Below are 16,291 nucleotides of genomic sequence, written 5' to 3' on the forward strand. Positions count from 1 at the left end.
CACCGACGGGACACGGTTCAAAAGGTTCCCTGGTATTGTCTTGTCGGCTCAGGTTTAGCTGGCGTCGCTTGTGCGCGTGCCGGCCGCGGCTTCGTCGAGCTTGCGGTAGAGCGTCGAGCGGCCGATCTTGAGGCGGCGCGCGACCTCCGACATCTGGCCGCGATAATGCGAAATCGCGAACCGGATGATCTCGTTCTCGAGATCTTCTAGCGGGCGCACCTCGCCTGCGGCAGTGAGCATCGACAGCCCACCCGCCGTGGGCAGGGCAGAGGTGACCGGTATTTCGTTACCAGAGATCATGGCGGGCGCCGTGGACGGCGACACCACCAGCGGCTCGCTCTGCAACGATTTGCCTTCCGGCACCGGGTGCGTCGCTCCTTGCGGGAAGTCGGCGAGCCCGAGCTGGTCGCCGTCGCTCATCACCACGGCGCGATACACCGTGTTCTCGAGCTGGCGGATGTTGCCCGGCCAATCGAGCTGCGCCAGATGCGCCATCGCATCGCCGCTGATGCCGGTGATGTTGCGGTTTTCTTCGGCGCAGAATCGCGCCAGGAAATGCCGCAGCAGATGCGGGATGTCCTCGCGCCGCTGCCGCAGCGCCGGGATGGTCAGCGGCAGCACATGCAGGCGATAGAACAGGTCCTCGCGGAACTGGCCGGCTTTCACGAGATCGAGCAGCTTGCGGTTGGTTGCCGAGATGATCCGGACATCGACCTTGACCGGCTTGCGGCCGCCGACGGCCTCGACGGTGCCTTCCTGCAGCGCGCGCAACAGTTTCACCTGCGTGGCCAGCGGCAATTCGCCGACCTCGTCGAGGAACAGCGTGCCGCCATGGGCCTCGACGAACTTGCCCTGGTGACGCTCGGTGGCGCCGGTGAAGGCGCCCTTCTCATGGCCGAACAGGATCGATTCGACGAGATTGTCCGGGATCGCGCCGCAGTTCACCGCGACGAACGGCTTGGCCTTGCGCTCGCTGCTGCCGTGGATGGCGCGCGCGAACAGTTCCTTGCCGACGCCGGACTCGCCTTCGATCAGCACCGGGATGGTCGAGGATGCAGCCTTCTGCGCCGTGCGCAGCACCCCGGCCATCGCCTCGCTGCGGGTGATGATGTCGGAGAAGGTCAGCCGGCCCTCGCGGCTGTGGCGGATGCGCTGCAATTCGCCCTTCAGCGCCGACGCGTTGAGGGCGTTGCGCAGGGACACCTGCAGCCGCTCGAAGCCGACCGGCTTGACAACGAAATCCTGGGCACCGGCGCGCATCGCCGACACCACATTGTCGATGCCGCCATGCGCGGTCTGCACGATGACCGGGACGTTCAAACCAGCTTCACGAATTTTTGCGAGGACTCCGAGACCGTCGAGGCCCGGCATCACGAGGTCGAGCACGACGGCATCGATCGCCTGCGTCTCGGATGCGGTCAGGGCCGCTACCGCCGCGTCGCCACTGTCCACGACGAGGGGCTCATAGCCGCACTTCTGCACCATGTTTTCAACCAAACGACGCTGTACTGCGTCATCATCGGCGATCAAAATGGTGGCAGCCATGGTTTTCCCCGCACGCTACGTTTATTTGTCTCGAATCGGGGCAATGTCGCCGATGCCGATTAACGCACTCTTAAACCTTGCAAACCCGCTTTGATTCCGCCGCCGCCGACATCGTTCCGACTGAAGTAAGGTTACGAACAAGATGACCTCGCGCTCCAAAACTGCCTCCCCCAAGTCTGCTCCCAGCAAGTCTGCTCCTGGCAAGTCCACTCTCAGCAAGGCCGCTCTCCGCAAGGAAGCCGCGCTGCGCAAGACGGCCCCGCAGCGTAAGCCCGCCGCAGCGAGCCCGGCGGCGAAACAGGCAGCCGGCAAGGCCGGCAAGCTTCCGGAATGGAATCTGGCGGATCTCTACTCCGGTATCGACGCGCCGGAAGTCGCACGCGATTTGCAGAAAATGGATGCAGATTGCGTCGCGTTTGAGACCGACTACAAGGGCAAGCTTGCCGAAAATACCGGCAAGGAAGGCGGCGGAAAGTGGCTTGCCGAGGCAGTCAGGCGCTACGAGGCGATCGACGATCTGGCCGGCCGTCTCGGCTCTTATGCCGGCCTGGTCCATGCCGGCGACAGCGTCGATCCCGCGATCTCGAAATTCTATGGCGACGTCTCCGAACGGCTGACGGCCGCATCCGTGCACCTCCTGTTCTTCTCGCTCGAGCTCAATCGGGTTGACGATGATGTGATCGAGCGCGCGATGGCCGAACCCGCGCTCGGGCATTACCGGCCGTGGATCGAAGATCTGCGCAAGGACAAGCCGTACCAGCTCGAGGACCGCGTCGAGCAACTCTTCCACGAAAAGGCGCAGAGCGGCTACGCGGCCTGGAACCGGCTGTTCGACCAGACCGTCTCCAGCCTGCGCTTCAAGGTCGCGGGCAAGGACCTCGCGATCGAGCCGACGCTGAACCTGTTGCAGGACAAGGCCGGCGACAAGCGCAAGGCGGCCGCGCAGGCGCTCGCCAAGACCTTCAAGGACAATGAGCGCACCTTCGCGCTGATCACCAACACCCTGGCCAAGGACAAGGAAATCTCCGACCGCTGGAGGGGCTTCCAGGACGTCGCGGATTCCCGCCATCTCAACAACCGGGTCGAGCGCGAGGTGGTCGATGCGCTGGTCGCCTCGGTGCGCGCGGCCTATCCGAAGCTGTCGCACCGCTATTACGCGTTGAAGGCCGGCTGGTTCAAAAAGAAGAAGCTGCCGCACTGGGACCGCAACGCGCCGCTGCCGTTCGCGGCGACCGGCACCATCGCCTGGCCCGAGGCGCGCAACATGGTGCTGTCGGCCTATAACGGCTTCTCGCCCAAGATGGCCGAGATCGCGGAGCGCTTCTTCAGCGATCGCTGGATCGATGCGCCGGTGCGTCCCGGCAAGGCGCCCGGTGCGTTCTCGCATCCGACCACGCCGTCGGCGCATCCCTATGTGCTGATGAATTATCAGGGCAAGCCGCGCGACGTGATGACGCTGGCGCATGAGCTCGGCCATGGCGTCCATCAGGTGCTGGCGGCGAAGAACGGCGCGTTGATGGCGCCGACGCCGCTGACGCTGGCGGAAACCGCGAGCGTGTTCGGCGAGATGCTGACCTTCAAGCGGCTGTTGTCGCAGACCAGGAACGCCAAGCAGCGCCAGGCGCTGCTCGCGGGCAAGGTCGAGGACATGATCAACACCGTGGTGCGGCAGATCGCGTTCTATTCATTCGAGCGTGCGGTTCATACCGAGCGCAAGAATGGCGAGCTCACCGCCGAGCGGATCGGCGAGCTGTGGCTCAGCGTGCAGGGTGAGAGCCTCGGGCCCGCGATCGAGATCAAGCCGGGGTACGAGACGTTCTGGATGTACATCCCGCACTTCATCCACTCGCCGTTCTACGTCTACGCCTATGCGTTCGGCGATTGCCTGGTGAACTCGCTCTACGCGGTCTACGAGCACGCGTCCGAGGGGTTCGCCGAGCGTTATCTCGACATGCTCGCCGCCGGCGGCACCAAGCATTACTCCGAGCTGCTGCGGCCGTTCGGGCTTGACGCCAAGGACCCGAAATTCTGGGACGGCGGCCTGTCCGTCATCGCCGGCATGATCGACGAGCTGGAGACGATGGACTGACGACCGTCGGCCTTCCGGCTGGCCCAGCATCAGATTCGCTCGGCGTTTGTTGCGCCTCACGGCATGATCGTCCCGTGACGCCCACGTTTGGGAGATCAATCCTGCCCGAGGGGCGGCCGCAGGGCCGTCGCTCGAGGGGTGAATCGGGGACGATTTGCGCTTCAAATCGCCCGATCGGGAGCACGCCGTTGCCCTGACAATCTGTTTGCGGTAATGGCTCGCAGAACGCGAATTTCTGACTGGGGACAGCGATGGCAGACCATAGCGAAGTGGCCTATACGACCGCCGACGGCAACGATTACGTGGCGCATGAGCAGACCTATGAAGGGTTTCTCGTGCTGGTCAAATACGGCACCATCAGCGTCGCCATCATCCTCGCCTTGATGGCCTATTTCCTGGTCTGATCCCTGATCGGCTAGCGGCATCGCCGTCCCGCGGCGGTGCCGGAATTCCTGTCGAAACCCGGATGGAAAAACCGGGTATCCAATCTGGCGAAAATAACGCTAGTTTGAAGACGCGTGCGCCGCTCGCGCCGCCGGAGGGCCCATGAAGATCGCCGTTGCCAAGGAAATCGATGCGTCCGAGCCGCGGGTTGCGGTTTCGCCCGATACCATCAAGAAGTTCAAGGCGATCGGCGCCGAGGTCGCCGTTGAGCCGGGCGCGGGCGTCAAGTCGGGGCTGCCCGATTCGGAGCTTGTCGCGGCGGGCGCCACCGTTAGCGCCGATGCGCTCAAGGACGCCGACATCATCATCAAGGTGAAGCGGCCCGAGGCCTCCGAACTGGCGAAGTACAAGCGCGGCGCGCTGGTGATCGCGATCATGGACCCCTACGGCAACGAGGCCGCGCTGAAGGCGATGGCCGATGCCGGCGTGTCGGCCTTCGCGATGGAGCTGATGCCGCGCATCACCCGCGCCCAGGTGATGGACGTGCTGTCCTCGCAGGCCAATTTGGCCGGCTACCGGGCGGTGATCGAGGGCGCCGAAGCCTTCGGCCGCGCTTTCCCGATGATGATGACCGCCGCCGGCACCGTGCCGGCCGCCAAGGTGTTCGTGATGGGGGTCGGCGTCGCCGGCCTGCAGGCGATCGCGACCGCGCGCCGGCTCGGTGCCGTCGTCACCGCGACCGACGTGCGGCCTGCCACCAAGGAGCAGGTGGAGAGCCTCGGCGCCAAATTCCTCGCCGTCGAGGACGAGGAGTTCAAGAACGCGCAGACCGCCGGCGGCTACGCCAAGGAGATGTCGAAAGAATACCAGGCCAAGCAGGCCGCGCTGACCGCCGAGCACATCAAGAAGCAGGACATCGTGATCACCACCGCGCTGATCCCGGGCCGTCCGGCGCCGAAGCTGGTGTCGGGCGAGATGGTGAAGTCGATGAAGCCGGGCTCGGTGCTGGTCGATCTCGCGGTCGAGCGCGGCGGCAATGTCGAGGGCGCAAGGCCCGGCGAGGTGGTCGAAACCGACGGCATCAAGATCGTCGGCTACACCAACGTCGCCGGCCGCGTCGCCGCCTCGGCCTCGAGCCTCTATGCGCGCAACCTGTTCTCGTTCATCGAGACGATGGTCGACAAGGCCAACAAGGCGCTCGCGGTCAATTGGGACGACGAGCTGGTGAAGGCCACCGCGCTGACCAAAGACGGCGCCGTCATCCATCCCAACTTCCAGCCGAAGTAAGGAGACAAGCCATGGAGCATCTCGCGCAGGCCGTCGATCCGTTCGTGTTCCGGCTGTCGATCTTCGTTCTTGCCGTGTTCGTCGGCTACTTCGTGGTGTGGTCGGTGACCCCCGCGCTGCATACCCCGCTGATGAGCGTGACCAACGCGATCTCGTCGGTGATCGTGGTCGGCGCGCTGCTCGCGGTCGGCGTCGGCATGGTGTCGAGCGGCTCGGGCTGGGCCCGCGGCTTCGGCTTCGTCGCGCTGATCTTCGCCTGCGTGAACATCTTCGGCGGCTTCCTGGTCACCCAGCGCATGCTGGCGATGTACAAGAAGAAAGCCAAGTGAGCGGCGTGCACCTCGGGGTGACGAAGACAAAGGGGGACCTGAGATGAACGCCAATCTGGCTGCTGTTCTGTACCTCGTGGCGGGGGTGCTGTTCATCCTGTCGCTGCGCGGCCTGTCGAGCCCGGCATCGTCGCGCCAGGGCAACATGTTCGGCATGATCGGCATGGCGATCGCGGTCGCCACCACGCTGGCGAGCCATCCGCCGGCCGACGGCATCGCCTGGCTCTTGGTGATCGTCGCGATCGCGATCGGCGGCGGCATCGGCGCGGTGATCGCGCGGCGGGTGCCGATGACCTCGATGCCGGAGCTGGTCGCCGCGTTCCACTCGCTGGTCGGCATGGCCGCGGTGCTGGTCGCCGCCGGCGCGTTCTACGCGCCCGAGGCGTTCGATATCGGCACGCCCGGCAACATCCATCCGCAGAGCCTGGTCGAGATGTCGCTCGGCGTTGCGATCGGCGCCCTGACCTTCACCGGCTCGGTGATCGCGTTCCTGAAGCTGTCGGCCCGCATGAGCGGCGCGCCGATCATCCTGCCGTTCCGCCACGTCATCAACATCGTGCTGGCCTTGGCGCTGGTGTTCTTCATCGTCGGCCTCGTGATGAGCGGCAGCGCGCTCGACTTCTGGCTGATCACGATCATCGCGCTGGCGCTCGGCGTCTTGATGATCATCCCGATCGGCGGCGCCGACATGCCGGTCGTGATCTCGATGCTGAACTCCTACTCCGGCTGGGCCGCGGCCGGCATCGGCTTCACGCTCGGCAACTCGGCGCTGATCATCACCGGCGCGCTGGTCGGCTCAAGCGGCGCGATCCTGTCCTACATCATGTGCCATGCGATGAACCGCTCGTTCATCTCGGTGATCCTCGGCGGCTTCGGCGGCGAGACCGCGGCGGCCGGCGGCGGCTCGGGCGAGCAGAAGCCCGCAAAACTCGGCTCGGCGGACGATGCCGCCTTCATCATGAAGAACGCCTCCAAGGTCATCATCGTGCCCGGCTACGGCATGGCGGTGGCGCAGGCCCAGCACGCGCTGCGCGAGATGGCCGACCTCCTGAAGAAGGAAGGCGTCGAGGTGAAATACGCCATTCACCCGGTGGCGGGCCGCATGCCCGGCCACATGAACGTGCTGCTGGCCGAGGCCAACGTGCCCTATGACGAGGTGTTCGAGCTCGAGGACATCAACTCGGAGTTCGCCCAGGCCGACATCGCCTTCGTGATCGGCGCCAACGACGTCACCAACCCGGCGGCGGAAGAGGACAAGACCTCGCCGATCTACGGCATGCCGGTGCTGCAGGTCTGGAAGGCCGGCACCGTGATGTTCATCAAGCGCTCGCTGGCGTCGGGCTATGCCGGCATCGACAACCCGCTGTTCTACCGCGACAACACCATGATGCTGCTCGGCGACGCCAAGAAGGTCACCGAGAACATCGTCAAGGCGATGTAGGGCGGGCAGTGAATGGCGCTGAACCGGGAGTGGCATCGACAGCATCGCATGCCGCCTCGGACCACCCGCGAGCAGCGCATCAAGTGGCATGTCGCGCATGCGGTGGCGTGCGCGTGTCGGCCGATCCCCGACAGCATCAGGGTTGACGTCGAGCAGCTGCTCAAGCTCCGCGGCAAGACATAGCTGCGGCTCCGGTGATGGCGCTGGCACTCGCAATCCTGAAATGGCTCGTGATCGCCGCGGTCGTCGTCTATCTCGGCGGGCTCGCGGTGCTGTACGTCAAGCAGCGCGAATTGCTGTTTCCGATCCCGCCGGTCGGGCGGACGGCGCCCGCAGCCGCCGGCCTTCCCGAAGCGGAGGAGCATGTCCTGACCACTGATGATGGCGAGAAGGTCATCGTCTGGCATGTGCCGGCGAAGCCGGGCCGGCCGGTCGTGCTGTTCTTTCCCGGCAATGGCGATTTCCTGGCCGGCCGCGTGGCGCGCTTCAAGGGCATCACGGCCGACGGCACCGGGCTGGTGGCGCTGTCCTACCGGGGCTACGCCGGCTCGAGCGGTTCTCCGAGCGAGCAGGGGCTGTTGCAGGACGCCGCGGCCGCTTACGCGTTCACCACCGCGCGCTACCGCGCCGAGCAGATCGTGGCGTGGGGATTCTCCCTCGGTACCGGCGTTGCGGTCGCGCTCGCCGCCGAGCATCCGGTCGGCAGGCTGATCCTGGAGGCGCCCTATACCTCAACGGCCGACGTTGCCGGTGCGCACTTCTGGTTTGTGCCGGTCAGCCTGCTGATGCGGGATCAATTCCACTCCGACCGGCGAATCACCAGCGTCACGGAGCCGCTGCTGATCATCCATGGCAGCGACGATCCGGTGATCCCGATCGGCTTCGGCGAGCGGCTGTTCGGCCTCGCCCACGAACCCAAGCAGTTCGTGCGCCTGCCCGGCGGCGGGCACGACGATCTCGATAATTTCGGTGCGATGGATCCCGCGCGGCGGTTTATCGACGCCGCAAGAGGCTGACGGCGGCGATTGTCTGTCGCATAATCGGAGCCAATGACGTGAGGGGGCCCCCACAATGAGCGCACACGGACCGATGCCACGGTCGGCCTGGCTGTATCCCGTTCTGGCGGTGCTGTTGTTTGCCGCGGTCTCGGCCACCGGCTACAGCTTCGCGCCATCGGCCGGGGGCTGGGTGTTCGCGGCCGTGCTGCTGGTGATTCTGTTCGGCACCGTGTTTGCGGCCGTCCATCATGCCGAGATGATTGCCGAGCGGATCGGCGAGCCGTTCGGCACGCTGCTGTTGACGCTGGCCGTGACGGTCATCGAGGTGGCTCTGATCTCGACCATCATGCTGGGCGACACGCCGGCGCCGACGCTCGCGCGCGACACCGTGTTCGCGGTGGTGATGATCGTCTGCAACGGCCTGGTCGGGCTCTGCATCTTCATCGGCGGCATCCGCTACCGCGAGCAGGATTTTCAGATCACCGGCGCCAACCTTTACCTCAGCGTGCTGTTCGTGCTCGCGACCATCACGCTCGACATGCCGAATTTCACGCTTACCGCGCCGGGCCCGATCTACTCCACGGCCCAACTCGCCGTGATCAGCGTCGTGACCCTGCTGCTCTATGCGGTGTTCCTCTACACCCAGACCATCCGTCACCGCGATTATTTCGTCAGCGGCGCCAATGAGGCGGCGGCGCATGGCGAGGTGATGTCGGACCGCATGACGGCGATCAGCGTTGCCCTGCTGCTGGTTTCGCTGCTGGCGGTGGTGCTGCTGGCCAAGAAATTCTCGCTGGTGGTCGATGTCGTCACCGTCAAGATCGGCGCGCCGCCGGCCTTTGCCGGTCTGGTGGTGGCGGCGCTGATCCTGCTGCCGGAGAGCGTTGCCGCGGTGTCGGCAGCGCGCAAGAACGACCTGCAGAAGAGCATCAACCTCGCGCTCGGCTCCTCGATCGCCACCATCGGGCTCACGGTTCCCGCGGTAGCCGTTGCCGCCTATGCACTCGACAAGCAGCTGGTGCTCGGGCTCAGCAACCAGCATATGCTGATCCTGCTGCTCACCTTCATGGTCAGCATGCTCACCTTCGGAACCGGCCGCACCAACATCCTGTTCGGGCTCGTTCACATGGTGGTGTTCGCCGTGTTCGTGTTCATGGTATTCGTGCCTTAGAGCCTTTACCGTTCCGATTGAATCGGAACGGGGCTCTGGATTATTGTTTTGACGCGTTTTCTTCACGCGAACCGGTATCCATTTCGCTTGAAAACGCTTTCGTGGAGAAGTGAAGTGACAATGCTCAGCGCCAAATCGGATGTGCAGGTGGATACGGCGGAGGTTCGCGTGACCGAATGGCGGCTCGCGCCGGGCAGCGCCACCGGCCACCACACCCATGAGATGGACTATGTCATCGTTCCGATCACCGCGGGCGAGATGACGATCGTGGCGCCGAACGGCGAGCGCTCGAAGGCGCAGCTCGGGGCCGGCAGATCCTATTTCCGCAAGGCCGGGGTCCAGCACGACGTGCTCAACGAGACGGCCAGCGAGATCGTGTTCCTCGAGGTCGAACTCAAGCCCTGACGTGGCGCAACAACCCTGCAAAGAACCCTACACGGAACCCTGCGCGCGCCGAATGGCAGGTCCGAGTCCGCGAAGCTGTGGAAATTCATAACCCGTTAACGGCTGCACGATGATCTAGAAGGCGGATGCGGCCTACGCAGGGGGCGCCTCCGGCTGAAACCAAAGTGACACCAAAGGTGACGTCGGAACGGGGGTTTGCCACCGATCCGTCGCAGTTGATCCCTGAATGTGCCTCAAAGTTCCAGCATGAAATAACGGGGTGGGGAGTGGCAGGTCATGCTGAGTTACCTGAAGAAATTCGTGATGGACATCTTACCCTCGGTGGCAGCGACCATCATCGGGGCGTACATCGTTAATCATTATATCGTGGCCAAGCCGCAAGCGCCGGATGCCGCAGCCGTGACCGCCGCCGTGGATCCCAAGGCGGATCCGAAAGCCGCCGCCAAGCCCGCCGAAAAGTCCACCGTGGTCAGCAGCCTCCCGGAAGCCGGCGTGAAGGCCAAGGGCATGTCCGAGCGCACCCTGATCGAGCGGTCGGCGTCGGAGAAGGCCACCGTCACCGAGAAGCCCGCCGATCCCAAATCGGCTGATACCAAAGCTGCCGACACCAAAGCTGCCGACACCAAAGCTGATGCACCGGCCGAAACGGCCAGCATCCCTGCCGATACGCGCCATCATCCGGCCGCGCCGAAGGCGGTCGCGAAGGCTGCGCCCGCCACCGCGCCGGTCGAGTCCGCCGTCACGCCGGAGGAAGCCCGCGATGCCAACGATCTTGCGCGTGCTGCCATCGAGCGGCTGCGCAAGGAGCGTCCTCAGGACGCCGTGCGTTCCCAGGACGCCGTGCGTTCCCAGGAGGCTGCGCGCTCACAGGACGCTCGCAGCACCGATCTCGCCCGCCTGCCTGACCAGCAGCGTCCGGCGGCAGCCCCGGCGATCCGGCCGTTGCCGCCGCCAATCATGGTGTCGAACCCGTCCAACGACAATGCCGATCAATCCTCGCAGCCGCGTCCGCCCTACGCCGCCAATGCCCAGGACTCGAATCGGCTGACGCCGCCGGCCGATATTCCGGTGCCGGTGCTCCAGGCCCCGCTCGACCTGCGCGCCGACGCCGCCATGCCGGCGCCGAAGAACGAGCGCACGTCGGTGACCGACGACATGTTCTCCGGCATGAAGTCGATGTTCCACGCCGTCCTGCCGAAGTAACGCGCAGCACGGATCTCTCGTTCTTGATGCATCTTGTTCGAGCGGATCGGTAACCGCTCGTTCGGGAAAAAGCGCTAGCCGCCGGTGCGCGCCAGCCCGCTGCGCGCGCTCCCGTCATTTGGCCGCAGCGCGAGTGCGCGATTATAGGACGCCGCCGCCTTGGCCTTGTCGCCGAGCCGCTCATAGGCTTGGCCGCGCGCGCTCCACGCCGCGACATTGCTGGGATCGGCCTGCACGGCCTCGTCGAGGTCGGTGGCGGCCTGCTTGGCCTTGTCGAGGGCGAGGTAGCTGGTGGCGCGGCCGACCAGCGGCTCGGCCTTCTGCGGCGACAGTCCGCTGGCCGCCGTGAAATCGTCGATCGCCTGCTGATGTTGGCCGCGGCCCTGATAGATCAGGCCGCGGCCGTACAGCGCCTGGATGTTGTAAGGGTCGGCGGTCAGCGCCTGCTCAAACTCCGCCTGCGCCTCATCGACCTTGCCGGAATGCGCCAGGACCTGTCCGCGCGTGGCGTGGTCCTTGGCACTGTTGATGTCCTGTGGGGTGATGGTGTCGGCAGTAGGCTTGTCGGCGGCGGCAGCCGGTTTCGGCTTGTCGTCCGAGCCCCATGATCCCAAGTCGAAGGAGCAGCCCCCGAGCGGCAGGCCGACAACCACGGCCATGATGGCGAGTTGCGCCGCACGACGGCGGTGCGCGGCTTCAGGGAGCAGGGAGCGGGGCGCCGCGACAGCCATCATGCAAAATGCTCTTGCCGGTGGTTTTGCATGGATACCCCGGAACACGGCTTGCTTCAAAACAACAACGCGGGCCCGTGGCCCGCGCTGTTAGACTTCCATATCGGTAAAACGGTTCAGCGAGGTCCGCGACCAGCGCCTGCACCACCGGGACGGCCGCCACGGTCGCCACCGGGACCAGCGCCGAACACCGGCTTCGGCTTCATCGGCAGCAGGCCTTCGCGCTGCAGCTTCTTGCGCGCCAGCTTGCGTGCGCGGCGCACGGCTTCGGCCTTTTCGCGAGCCTTCTTCTCAGAGGGCTTTTCGTAGTGACCGCGGAGCTTCATCTCGCGGAAAATGCCCTCGCGCTGCATCTTCTTCTTCAGCGCCTTCAGGGCTTGGTCGACATTGTTATCGCGGACGAGAACCTGCACGCGGCATCCTCTTTTGAATTGATCGGTTCGGAATTCTGGCGAGGTAAAGGGGCGGCAAAAGGCCTGCCTCTTAACCCTAGGCGCGCGCATGTATCAGACAAACGCGCAGATGTCCACCGGTCGAGTGACTTTCGGGCCTAGTAAAGCCACGAAATGGGGCGAAAATGCCATTGTGCGGCCCTGATTTGGGTGATTTGGCGCCGGTATCGGGGCCGCTCCCGGAGTTTTCGATAACCCGGACATTGGAAATAGGGGAGATGCCACATGGACATGAAGAAATACGCGGCCGAGCTGATCGGTACGTTCTGGCTCACATTCGCTGGCTGCGGCAGTGCGGTGATCGCGGCCGGCTTTCCGCAGGTCGGGATCGGCCTGGTCGGCGTGTCATTGGCCTTCGGGCTGAGCGTGGTGACGATGGCCTATGCGATCGGCCATATCTCGGGTTGTCACCTCAACCCGGCCGTGACGGTCGGGCTCGCCGCGGGCGGGCGTTTCCCCGGCGGCCAGGTGCTGCCCTACATCATCGCGCAGGTCGCCGGCGCGATCATCGCGGCCTGGCTGCTCTATGTGATCGCCAGCGGCGCGCCCGGCTTCGATGTCAGCAAGGGCTTCGCCTCCAACGGCTATGACGCGCACTCACCGGGCCACTACAGCATGGTGGCGTGCTTCATCACCGAAGTGGTGATGACCATGATGTTCCTGTTCATCATCATGGGATCGACCCACGGCAAGGCGCCCGCCGGCTTCGCGCCGCTCGCCATCGGCCTCGCGCTGGTGATGATCCACCTCGTCAGCATTCCCGTCACCAACACCTCGGTGAACCCTGCGCGCAGCACCGGGCCGGCACTGTTCGTCGGCGGCTGGGCGCTGGGGCAGCTCTGGATGTTCTGGGTCGCGCCCCTGATCGGCGGCGCGCTCGGCGGCGTGATCTATCGCTGGCTCAGCGACGAGCCGACCGGCATTGTCGCCGGCGTCAAGACCGCGTGACCGGCTCGTGCCTTTTCGAGCGAAGCCTGCCCCGCACTAGATGCGGGGTGGACGCCGGTTCGCGTGAAGAAAACACGTCAAAGCACAAAGCTGGAGCATCGGTTCTGATTCAATCAGAAGCGATGCTCTATCGGGATCGTGGTTGCCACGATCCCGTTTCCATCGACGGCGCGAAGGCGGGCCGCGGCCACCGGTGTGGATTTACGGCTTGCGGGCCGGCGTCACTTCGGTGACGTGCCCCATCTTGCGGCCGGGGCGCGGCGTACCCTTGCCGTACAGATGCACGGTGGCGCCGGGAACGGTGAGCCACTGCTCGTAGTCCAGGATGTCGTCGCCGATCAGGTTGGTCATGGTGACCTCGCCGTGGCGCACCGGCTTGCCCAGCGGCCAGCCGGCGATCGCACGGATGTGCTGCTCGAACTGTGAGATCGAGGCGCCGTCAAGCGTCCAGTGGCCGGAGTTATGCACGCGCGGCGCGATCTCGTTGACCAGCACCGTCGCTGCGCCGTTACCGGGCACCACGAACATCTCCACCGCGAGCACGCCGACATAGTCGAGCGCCGTGGCGATCTTTTCGGCGATCGCCCGCGCCTGCGCTGCAAGCTCCCCGGGGATTGCGGCCGGCGCACGGGAAGTTTTCAGAATATGGTCGCGGTGCTCGTTCTCGGTCACGTCGAAGCACTCGACCTCGCCGGAAGCCGAGCGCGCGGCGATCACGGAAATCTCGCGCTCGAACGGCACGAAGGCCTCGAGGATGGCCGACTTGGTGCCGAGGTCCTGCCAGACCTGCTCGACGTCGTCGCCGGCGCGGATGATGGCCTGGCCCTTGCCGTCATAGCCGAAGCGGCGGGTCTTGATCACGGCAGGCAGGCCGATCCTTTCGATCGCTGCGCGCAGCGTGGCGAGCGATGAGACGTCGGCATAATCGGCGGTGCCGATCCCGAGCTTGCTGACGAAATCCTTCTCGATCAGCCGGTCCTGCGTGGTCTCGAGGATCTTGTACGCGGGCAGCACCGGACGGCGCGCGGCGAGCACCATCGCGGTCGCGGCCGGGACATTCTCGAATTCATAGGTGACGACGTCGACGTCGTTGGCGAACAGTTCGAGCGCCTCGACGTCGGCATATTCCGCACAGGTCGCGTTCTGCACCACGTCGAAGGCCGGCGAGTCCGGATCCGGCGAAAACACCTGGCAGCGCAGCCCGAGGCGCGCCGCGGACATCGCCAGCATCCGTCCCAATTGTCCGCCGCCGAGGATTCCAATGGTGTCGCCCGGCTTCAGCTTCACGAGGTTCGAAGCCGTCACGCCGTGCCCTCCGGATGGTCCTTGACCGCATCGGTCTGCTGCTGGCGCCAGGCGGCAAGACGGGCCGACAAAGCGGGATCGCTGAGCGCGAGCACGCTCGCCGCGAGCAACGCGGCATTGATCGCACCGGCCTTGCCGATCGCGAGCGTCCCGACCGGGATGCCGGCCGGCATCTGCACGATCGAGTACAGCGAATCGACGCCGGACAGCGCCTTCGACTCGACGGGAACCCCGAACACCGGAAGCTCCGTCAGCGCCGCCGTCATGCCCGGCAGATGCGCGGCACCGCCGGCGCCGGCAATGATCACCTTGTGCCCGGCCGCGTTGGCGCCCTTGGCAAAGGCATAGAGCCGGTCGGGGGTGCGGTGCGCCGAAACGATGCGCGTTTCGCAGGCAACACCCAGCGCGGCCAGGGTCTCGGCGGCGTGGCGCATGGTGTCCCAGTCGGACTGGCTTCCCATGATGATGGCGATCGGAGCGGTCATCTCTTCAATTCTGTGCAGGAATCCAAAAGCATAGGCCGGATTATAGGGGCGGCCCGGGCGTCATCCAAGGCGTGGCAAGGGAGTTAGAATGGACTATCCTGTCTTGGTGAATCCCGGCAAGCCTTCATAAGCAGGCCTCAACAAGGATGCGCATGAAGAAGAAGACGACGGCGGCGGCCTCCGCGGCGGCAAAACGACGAAAAGGCGCGGCCGCCGCGCGCAAATCCGCACCCGGCAGGACTGGAGCAAAAGGGACTGGAGCAAAAGGGACTGGAACCAAAGGGGCTGGAACCGAAGCTTCTACGCGAGGCGCGGTCGCGTCCGGCGACAAATCCACGATCCGCAGGTTGCGGGCGCAGCTGGCGCGGGCCCAGGCCCGGATCGAGGAGCTGCAAGCCTCCGCCGAGACCGACTTCCTGCTCGACATCCTGAACCGGCGCGGCTTCGAGCGCGAGCTCGTCCGTTCGCTCTCCTTCATCAAGCGCTATCAGGCCTCCGGCGCGCTGATCGTGCTCGACGTCGACCGCCTCAAGCCGATCAACGATGCCTTCGGGCACGCGGCAGGTGACGAGGTGCTGAAGACGATCGTCGCCGCGATATCGGACCAGGTGCGCGCCTCCGACGTGATCGGCCGTCTTGGTGGCGACGAGTTCGCGGTGCTGCTGTGGAATCTCAGCGAGACCGATGCCCGCGCCAAGGCGGTTGCGCTGGAGGAGGCGATCGACCGCCTGACCTTCGTGTTCCGTGGCCGCCAGATCTCTGCGGGTGCCTCCGCGGGCGTTGCGATCCTCACCGCGCATTCGGATGCCGATCGCGTTCTCGATGAGGCCGATCGTGCAATGTATGTGCGCAAGGCGCAGCGGCGCCACGAATCCAGCGGCTAGCAAGGGCTAAAGCGCGCTCAGATCCGCCGGCACATTGCCGTAGGCCCGCAGCAGCTTGGCATCGCCGAATTCGCCGATCGCGGGATCGCCGGTGCGGCTGAACGCGACGGCGCCGATGCTGCCGGGCATCCGCGACATCGTCTCCGCCCGGCGCAGCGCGATCGCCGAGCTCTGGCATTCCTCGGCACTGCCGGCGACCGGCGTACCGTCGTCGTCCTGCATGAAAGGCAGCGCCACGTAGTAGGTCACGTCAGCCATTGCTGTGCTCCCTCAGAGATCAGGCGGCATCGCTCGCCGCATGGGTTCGCGCCGGCACGCAACCCGCGGCGATCGCGGCCTGCAGTTCCTCGAGCTCGGCTTCCAGATATTCGTTGGCCATGATCAGCGCCTTGATGGTGCTGCGCAGGTTGCCGTCGCACATCGCGATCGCCTGATCGCAGGCCTTCTCGTAGCGGCTGTTGTCGGGCAGGGAAGGTGGTGCGGACATGGCGAAACTCCCTCTGATAGCTGGCGGCTGGATCGATATGTTCTTATTTTGTTCTTTTGGAGTCAAGCGCCGAAAAGCACACCTGCGTCCGTTGCCGCGAACGTGAAGCCAATGAGGCGCTGTGGATGACGGGGAAAACCGCCGCCG

The 16,291-nt window shown here is 65.3% G+C and carries 20 protein-coding genes; 12 read left to right on the forward strand and 8 right to left on the reverse strand.

Annotated elements, in window-relative coordinates; genetic code table 11:
• Positions 1-54: 54 nt before the first annotated feature.
• Positions 55-1,545 (reverse strand): sigma-54-dependent transcriptional regulator, encoded by a 1,491-nt coding sequence (locus ACE10Z_RS07085; RefSeq protein ID WP_375787298.1) that lies wholly within the window; start codon positions 1,543-1,545, stop codon positions 55-57.
• A gap of 21 nt (positions 1,546-1,566) precedes the next feature.
• Positions 1,567-1,755: a hypothetical protein gene (locus ACE10Z_RS07090; RefSeq protein ID WP_375789765.1), complete on the reverse strand. Its 189-nt coding sequence runs from the start codon at positions 1,753-1,755 to the stop codon at positions 1,567-1,569.
• Here ACE10Z_RS07090 and ACE10Z_RS07095 point away from each other — a divergent pair.
• From ACE10Z_RS07095 to ACE10Z_RS07140, 10 genes are all read left to right on the forward strand, one after another.
• The gene (locus ACE10Z_RS07095; protein ID WP_375787299.1) at positions 1,688-3,634 is read left to right on the forward strand and encodes a M3 family oligoendopeptidase; all 1,947 of its coding nucleotides are present in this window, start codon (positions 1,688-1,690) and stop codon (positions 3,632-3,634) included. The two genes, ACE10Z_RS07090 and ACE10Z_RS07095, sit on opposite strands and share 68 nt — an antisense overlap.
• Before the next feature lie 251 nt (positions 3,635-3,885).
• A complete protein-coding gene (locus ACE10Z_RS07100) occupies positions 3,886-4,038 on the forward strand; it encodes an aa3-type cytochrome c oxidase subunit IV (RefSeq protein WP_375787300.1) in 153 nt (50 codons plus the stop codon).
• 142 nt (positions 4,039-4,180) lie between these two features.
• On the forward strand, positions 4,181-5,305 hold the full coding sequence (locus ACE10Z_RS07105) for a Re/Si-specific NAD(P)(+) transhydrogenase subunit alpha (protein WP_375787301.1): 1,125 nt from the start codon (positions 4,181-4,183) through the stop codon (positions 5,303-5,305).
• Between the two features lie 11 nt (positions 5,306-5,316).
• On the forward strand, positions 5,317-5,634 hold the full coding sequence (locus ACE10Z_RS07110) for a proton-translocating transhydrogenase family protein (protein WP_016841609.1): 318 nt from the start codon (positions 5,317-5,319) through the stop codon (positions 5,632-5,634).
• A gap of 43 nt (positions 5,635-5,677) precedes the next feature.
• Positions 5,678-7,075 (forward strand): NAD(P)(+) transhydrogenase (Re/Si-specific) subunit beta, encoded by a 1,398-nt coding sequence (locus tag ACE10Z_RS07115; RefSeq protein ID WP_375787302.1) that lies wholly within the window; start codon positions 5,678-5,680, stop codon positions 7,073-7,075.
• Positions 7,076-7,087: 12 nt separating this feature from the next.
• Positions 7,088-7,258 carry a hypothetical protein gene (locus ACE10Z_RS07120; protein ID WP_375787303.1) on the forward strand — a complete coding sequence of 57 codons (171 nt, stop codon included), beginning with the start codon at positions 7,088-7,090 and terminating at the stop codon, positions 7,256-7,258.
• Between the two features lie 14 nt (positions 7,259-7,272).
• Positions 7,273-8,091, forward strand: coding sequence for an alpha/beta hydrolase (locus tag ACE10Z_RS07125; protein WP_375787304.1), 819 nt, complete (start codon positions 7,273-7,275; stop codon positions 8,089-8,091).
• 55 nt (positions 8,092-8,146) lie between these two features.
• Positions 8,147-9,244: a calcium:proton antiporter gene (locus ACE10Z_RS07130; RefSeq protein WP_375787305.1), complete on the forward strand. Its 1,098-nt coding sequence runs from the start codon at positions 8,147-8,149 to the stop codon at positions 9,242-9,244.
• 120 nt (positions 9,245-9,364) lie between these two features.
• A complete protein-coding gene (locus tag ACE10Z_RS07135; protein ID WP_092123500.1) occupies positions 9,365-9,649 on the forward strand; it encodes a cupin domain-containing protein in 285 nt (94 codons plus the stop codon).
• 276 nt (positions 9,650-9,925) lie between these two features.
• On the forward strand, positions 9,926-10,852 hold the full coding sequence (locus ACE10Z_RS07140; protein ID WP_375787306.1) for a hypothetical protein: 927 nt from the start codon (positions 9,926-9,928) through the stop codon (positions 10,850-10,852).
• Between the two features lie 74 nt (positions 10,853-10,926).
• Here the strand turns inward: ACE10Z_RS07140 and ACE10Z_RS07145 are convergent, their stop codons facing one another.
• On the reverse strand, positions 10,927-11,586 hold the full coding sequence (locus tag ACE10Z_RS07145) for a tetratricopeptide repeat protein (RefSeq protein ID WP_375787307.1): 660 nt from the start codon (positions 11,584-11,586) through the stop codon (positions 10,927-10,929).
• A gap of 113 nt (positions 11,587-11,699) precedes the next feature.
• Complete coding sequence (rpsU, locus tag ACE10Z_RS07150; protein WP_021078544.1) at positions 11,700-11,996, reverse strand: 30S ribosomal protein S21; 297 nt, start codon at positions 11,994-11,996, stop codon at positions 11,700-11,702.
• Between the two features lie 264 nt (positions 11,997-12,260).
• Between rpsU and aqpZ the strand changes: the two genes are divergently transcribed.
• Entirely contained in the window at positions 12,261-12,983 is a 723-nt protein-coding gene (gene aqpZ, locus ACE10Z_RS07155; RefSeq protein WP_375787308.1) for an aquaporin Z, read from the forward strand.
• Between the two features lie 201 nt (positions 12,984-13,184).
• Here the strand turns inward: aqpZ and ACE10Z_RS07160 are convergent, their stop codons facing one another.
• Together ACE10Z_RS07160 and purE are read right to left on the reverse strand one after the other, a co-directional pair.
• Positions 13,185-14,288 (reverse strand): 5-(carboxyamino)imidazole ribonucleotide synthase, encoded by a 1,104-nt coding sequence (locus ACE10Z_RS07160; protein WP_375787309.1) that lies wholly within the window; start codon positions 14,286-14,288, stop codon positions 13,185-13,187.
• Positions 14,285-14,773 carry a 5-(carboxyamino)imidazole ribonucleotide mutase gene (gene purE, locus ACE10Z_RS07165; protein ID WP_375787310.1) on the reverse strand — a complete coding sequence of 163 codons (489 nt, stop codon included), beginning with the start codon at positions 14,771-14,773 and terminating at the stop codon, positions 14,285-14,287. The genes ACE10Z_RS07160 and purE overlap by 4 nt, the downstream gene beginning before the upstream one ends.
• A 347-nt stretch (positions 14,774-15,120) precedes the next feature.
• On the opposite strand from purE, the gene ACE10Z_RS07170 reads away from it, so the two are divergent.
• Positions 15,121-15,657 (forward strand): GGDEF domain-containing protein, encoded by a 537-nt coding sequence (locus tag ACE10Z_RS07170; protein WP_375787311.1) that lies wholly within the window; start codon positions 15,121-15,123, stop codon positions 15,655-15,657.
• Between the two features lie 6 nt (positions 15,658-15,663).
• On the opposite strand, the gene ACE10Z_RS07175 is transcribed toward ACE10Z_RS07170, so the two are convergent.
• Positions 15,664-15,915: a hypothetical protein gene (locus ACE10Z_RS07175; protein WP_375787312.1), complete on the reverse strand. Its 252-nt coding sequence runs from the start codon at positions 15,913-15,915 to the stop codon at positions 15,664-15,666.
• Between the two features lie 19 nt (positions 15,916-15,934).
• Positions 15,935-16,144 (reverse strand): hypothetical protein, encoded by a 210-nt coding sequence (locus tag ACE10Z_RS07180; RefSeq protein ID WP_050401735.1) that lies wholly within the window; start codon positions 16,142-16,144, stop codon positions 15,935-15,937.
• Positions 16,145-16,291: the final 147 nt, after the last annotated feature.

It is taken from the genome of Bradyrhizobium sp. Pha-3, assembly GCF_042258615.1.
Lineage (GTDB): Bacteria > Pseudomonadota > Alphaproteobacteria > Rhizobiales > Xanthobacteraceae > Bradyrhizobium.

Excerpts from the sequence above, each read along its gene's own strand:
- ACE10Z_RS07085 (WP_375787298.1), bottom strand. The coding sequence starts at position 1,545 with ATGGCTGCCACCATTTTGATCGCCGATGATGACGCAGTACAGCGTCGT.
- ACE10Z_RS07095 (WP_375787299.1), top strand. The coding sequence starts at position 1,688 with ATGACCTCGCGCTCCAAAACTGCCTCCCCCAAGTCTGCTCCCAGCAAG.
- ACE10Z_RS07100 (WP_375787300.1), top strand. The coding sequence starts at position 3,886 with ATGGCAGACCATAGCGAAGTGGCCTATACGACCGCCGACGGCAACGAT.
- ACE10Z_RS07105 (WP_375787301.1), top strand. The coding sequence starts at position 4,181 with ATGAAGATCGCCGTTGCCAAGGAAATCGATGCGTCCGAGCCGCGGGTT.
- ACE10Z_RS07110 (WP_016841609.1), top strand. The coding sequence starts at position 5,317 with ATGGAGCATCTCGCGCAGGCCGTCGATCCGTTCGTGTTCCGGCTGTCG.
- ACE10Z_RS07115 (WP_375787302.1), top strand. The coding sequence starts at position 5,678 with ATGAACGCCAATCTGGCTGCTGTTCTGTACCTCGTGGCGGGGGTGCTG.
- ACE10Z_RS07120 (WP_375787303.1), top strand. The coding sequence starts at position 7,088 with ATGGCGCTGAACCGGGAGTGGCATCGACAGCATCGCATGCCGCCTCGG.
- ACE10Z_RS07125 (WP_375787304.1), top strand. The coding sequence starts at position 7,273 with ATGGCGCTGGCACTCGCAATCCTGAAATGGCTCGTGATCGCCGCGGTC.
- ACE10Z_RS07130 (WP_375787305.1), top strand. The coding sequence starts at position 8,147 with ATGAGCGCACACGGACCGATGCCACGGTCGGCCTGGCTGTATCCCGTT.
- ACE10Z_RS07135 (WP_092123500.1), top strand. The coding sequence starts at position 9,365 with ATGCTCAGCGCCAAATCGGATGTGCAGGTGGATACGGCGGAGGTTCGC.
- ACE10Z_RS07140 (WP_375787306.1), top strand. The coding sequence starts at position 9,926 with ATGCTGAGTTACCTGAAGAAATTCGTGATGGACATCTTACCCTCGGTG.
- ACE10Z_RS07145 (WP_375787307.1), bottom strand. The coding sequence starts at position 11,586 with ATGATGGCTGTCGCGGCGCCCCGCTCCCTGCTCCCTGAAGCCGCGCAC.
- aqpZ (WP_375787308.1), top strand. The coding sequence starts at position 12,261 with ATGGACATGAAGAAATACGCGGCCGAGCTGATCGGTACGTTCTGGCTC.
- purE (WP_375787310.1), bottom strand. The coding sequence starts at position 14,773 with ATGACCGCTCCGATCGCCATCATCATGGGAAGCCAGTCCGACTGGGAC.
- ACE10Z_RS07175 (WP_375787312.1), bottom strand. The coding sequence starts at position 15,915 with ATGGCTGACGTGACCTACTACGTGGCGCTGCCTTTCATGCAGGACGAC.
- ACE10Z_RS07180 (WP_050401735.1), bottom strand. The coding sequence starts at position 16,144 with ATGTCCGCACCACCTTCCCTGCCCGACAACAGCCGCTACGAGAAGGCC.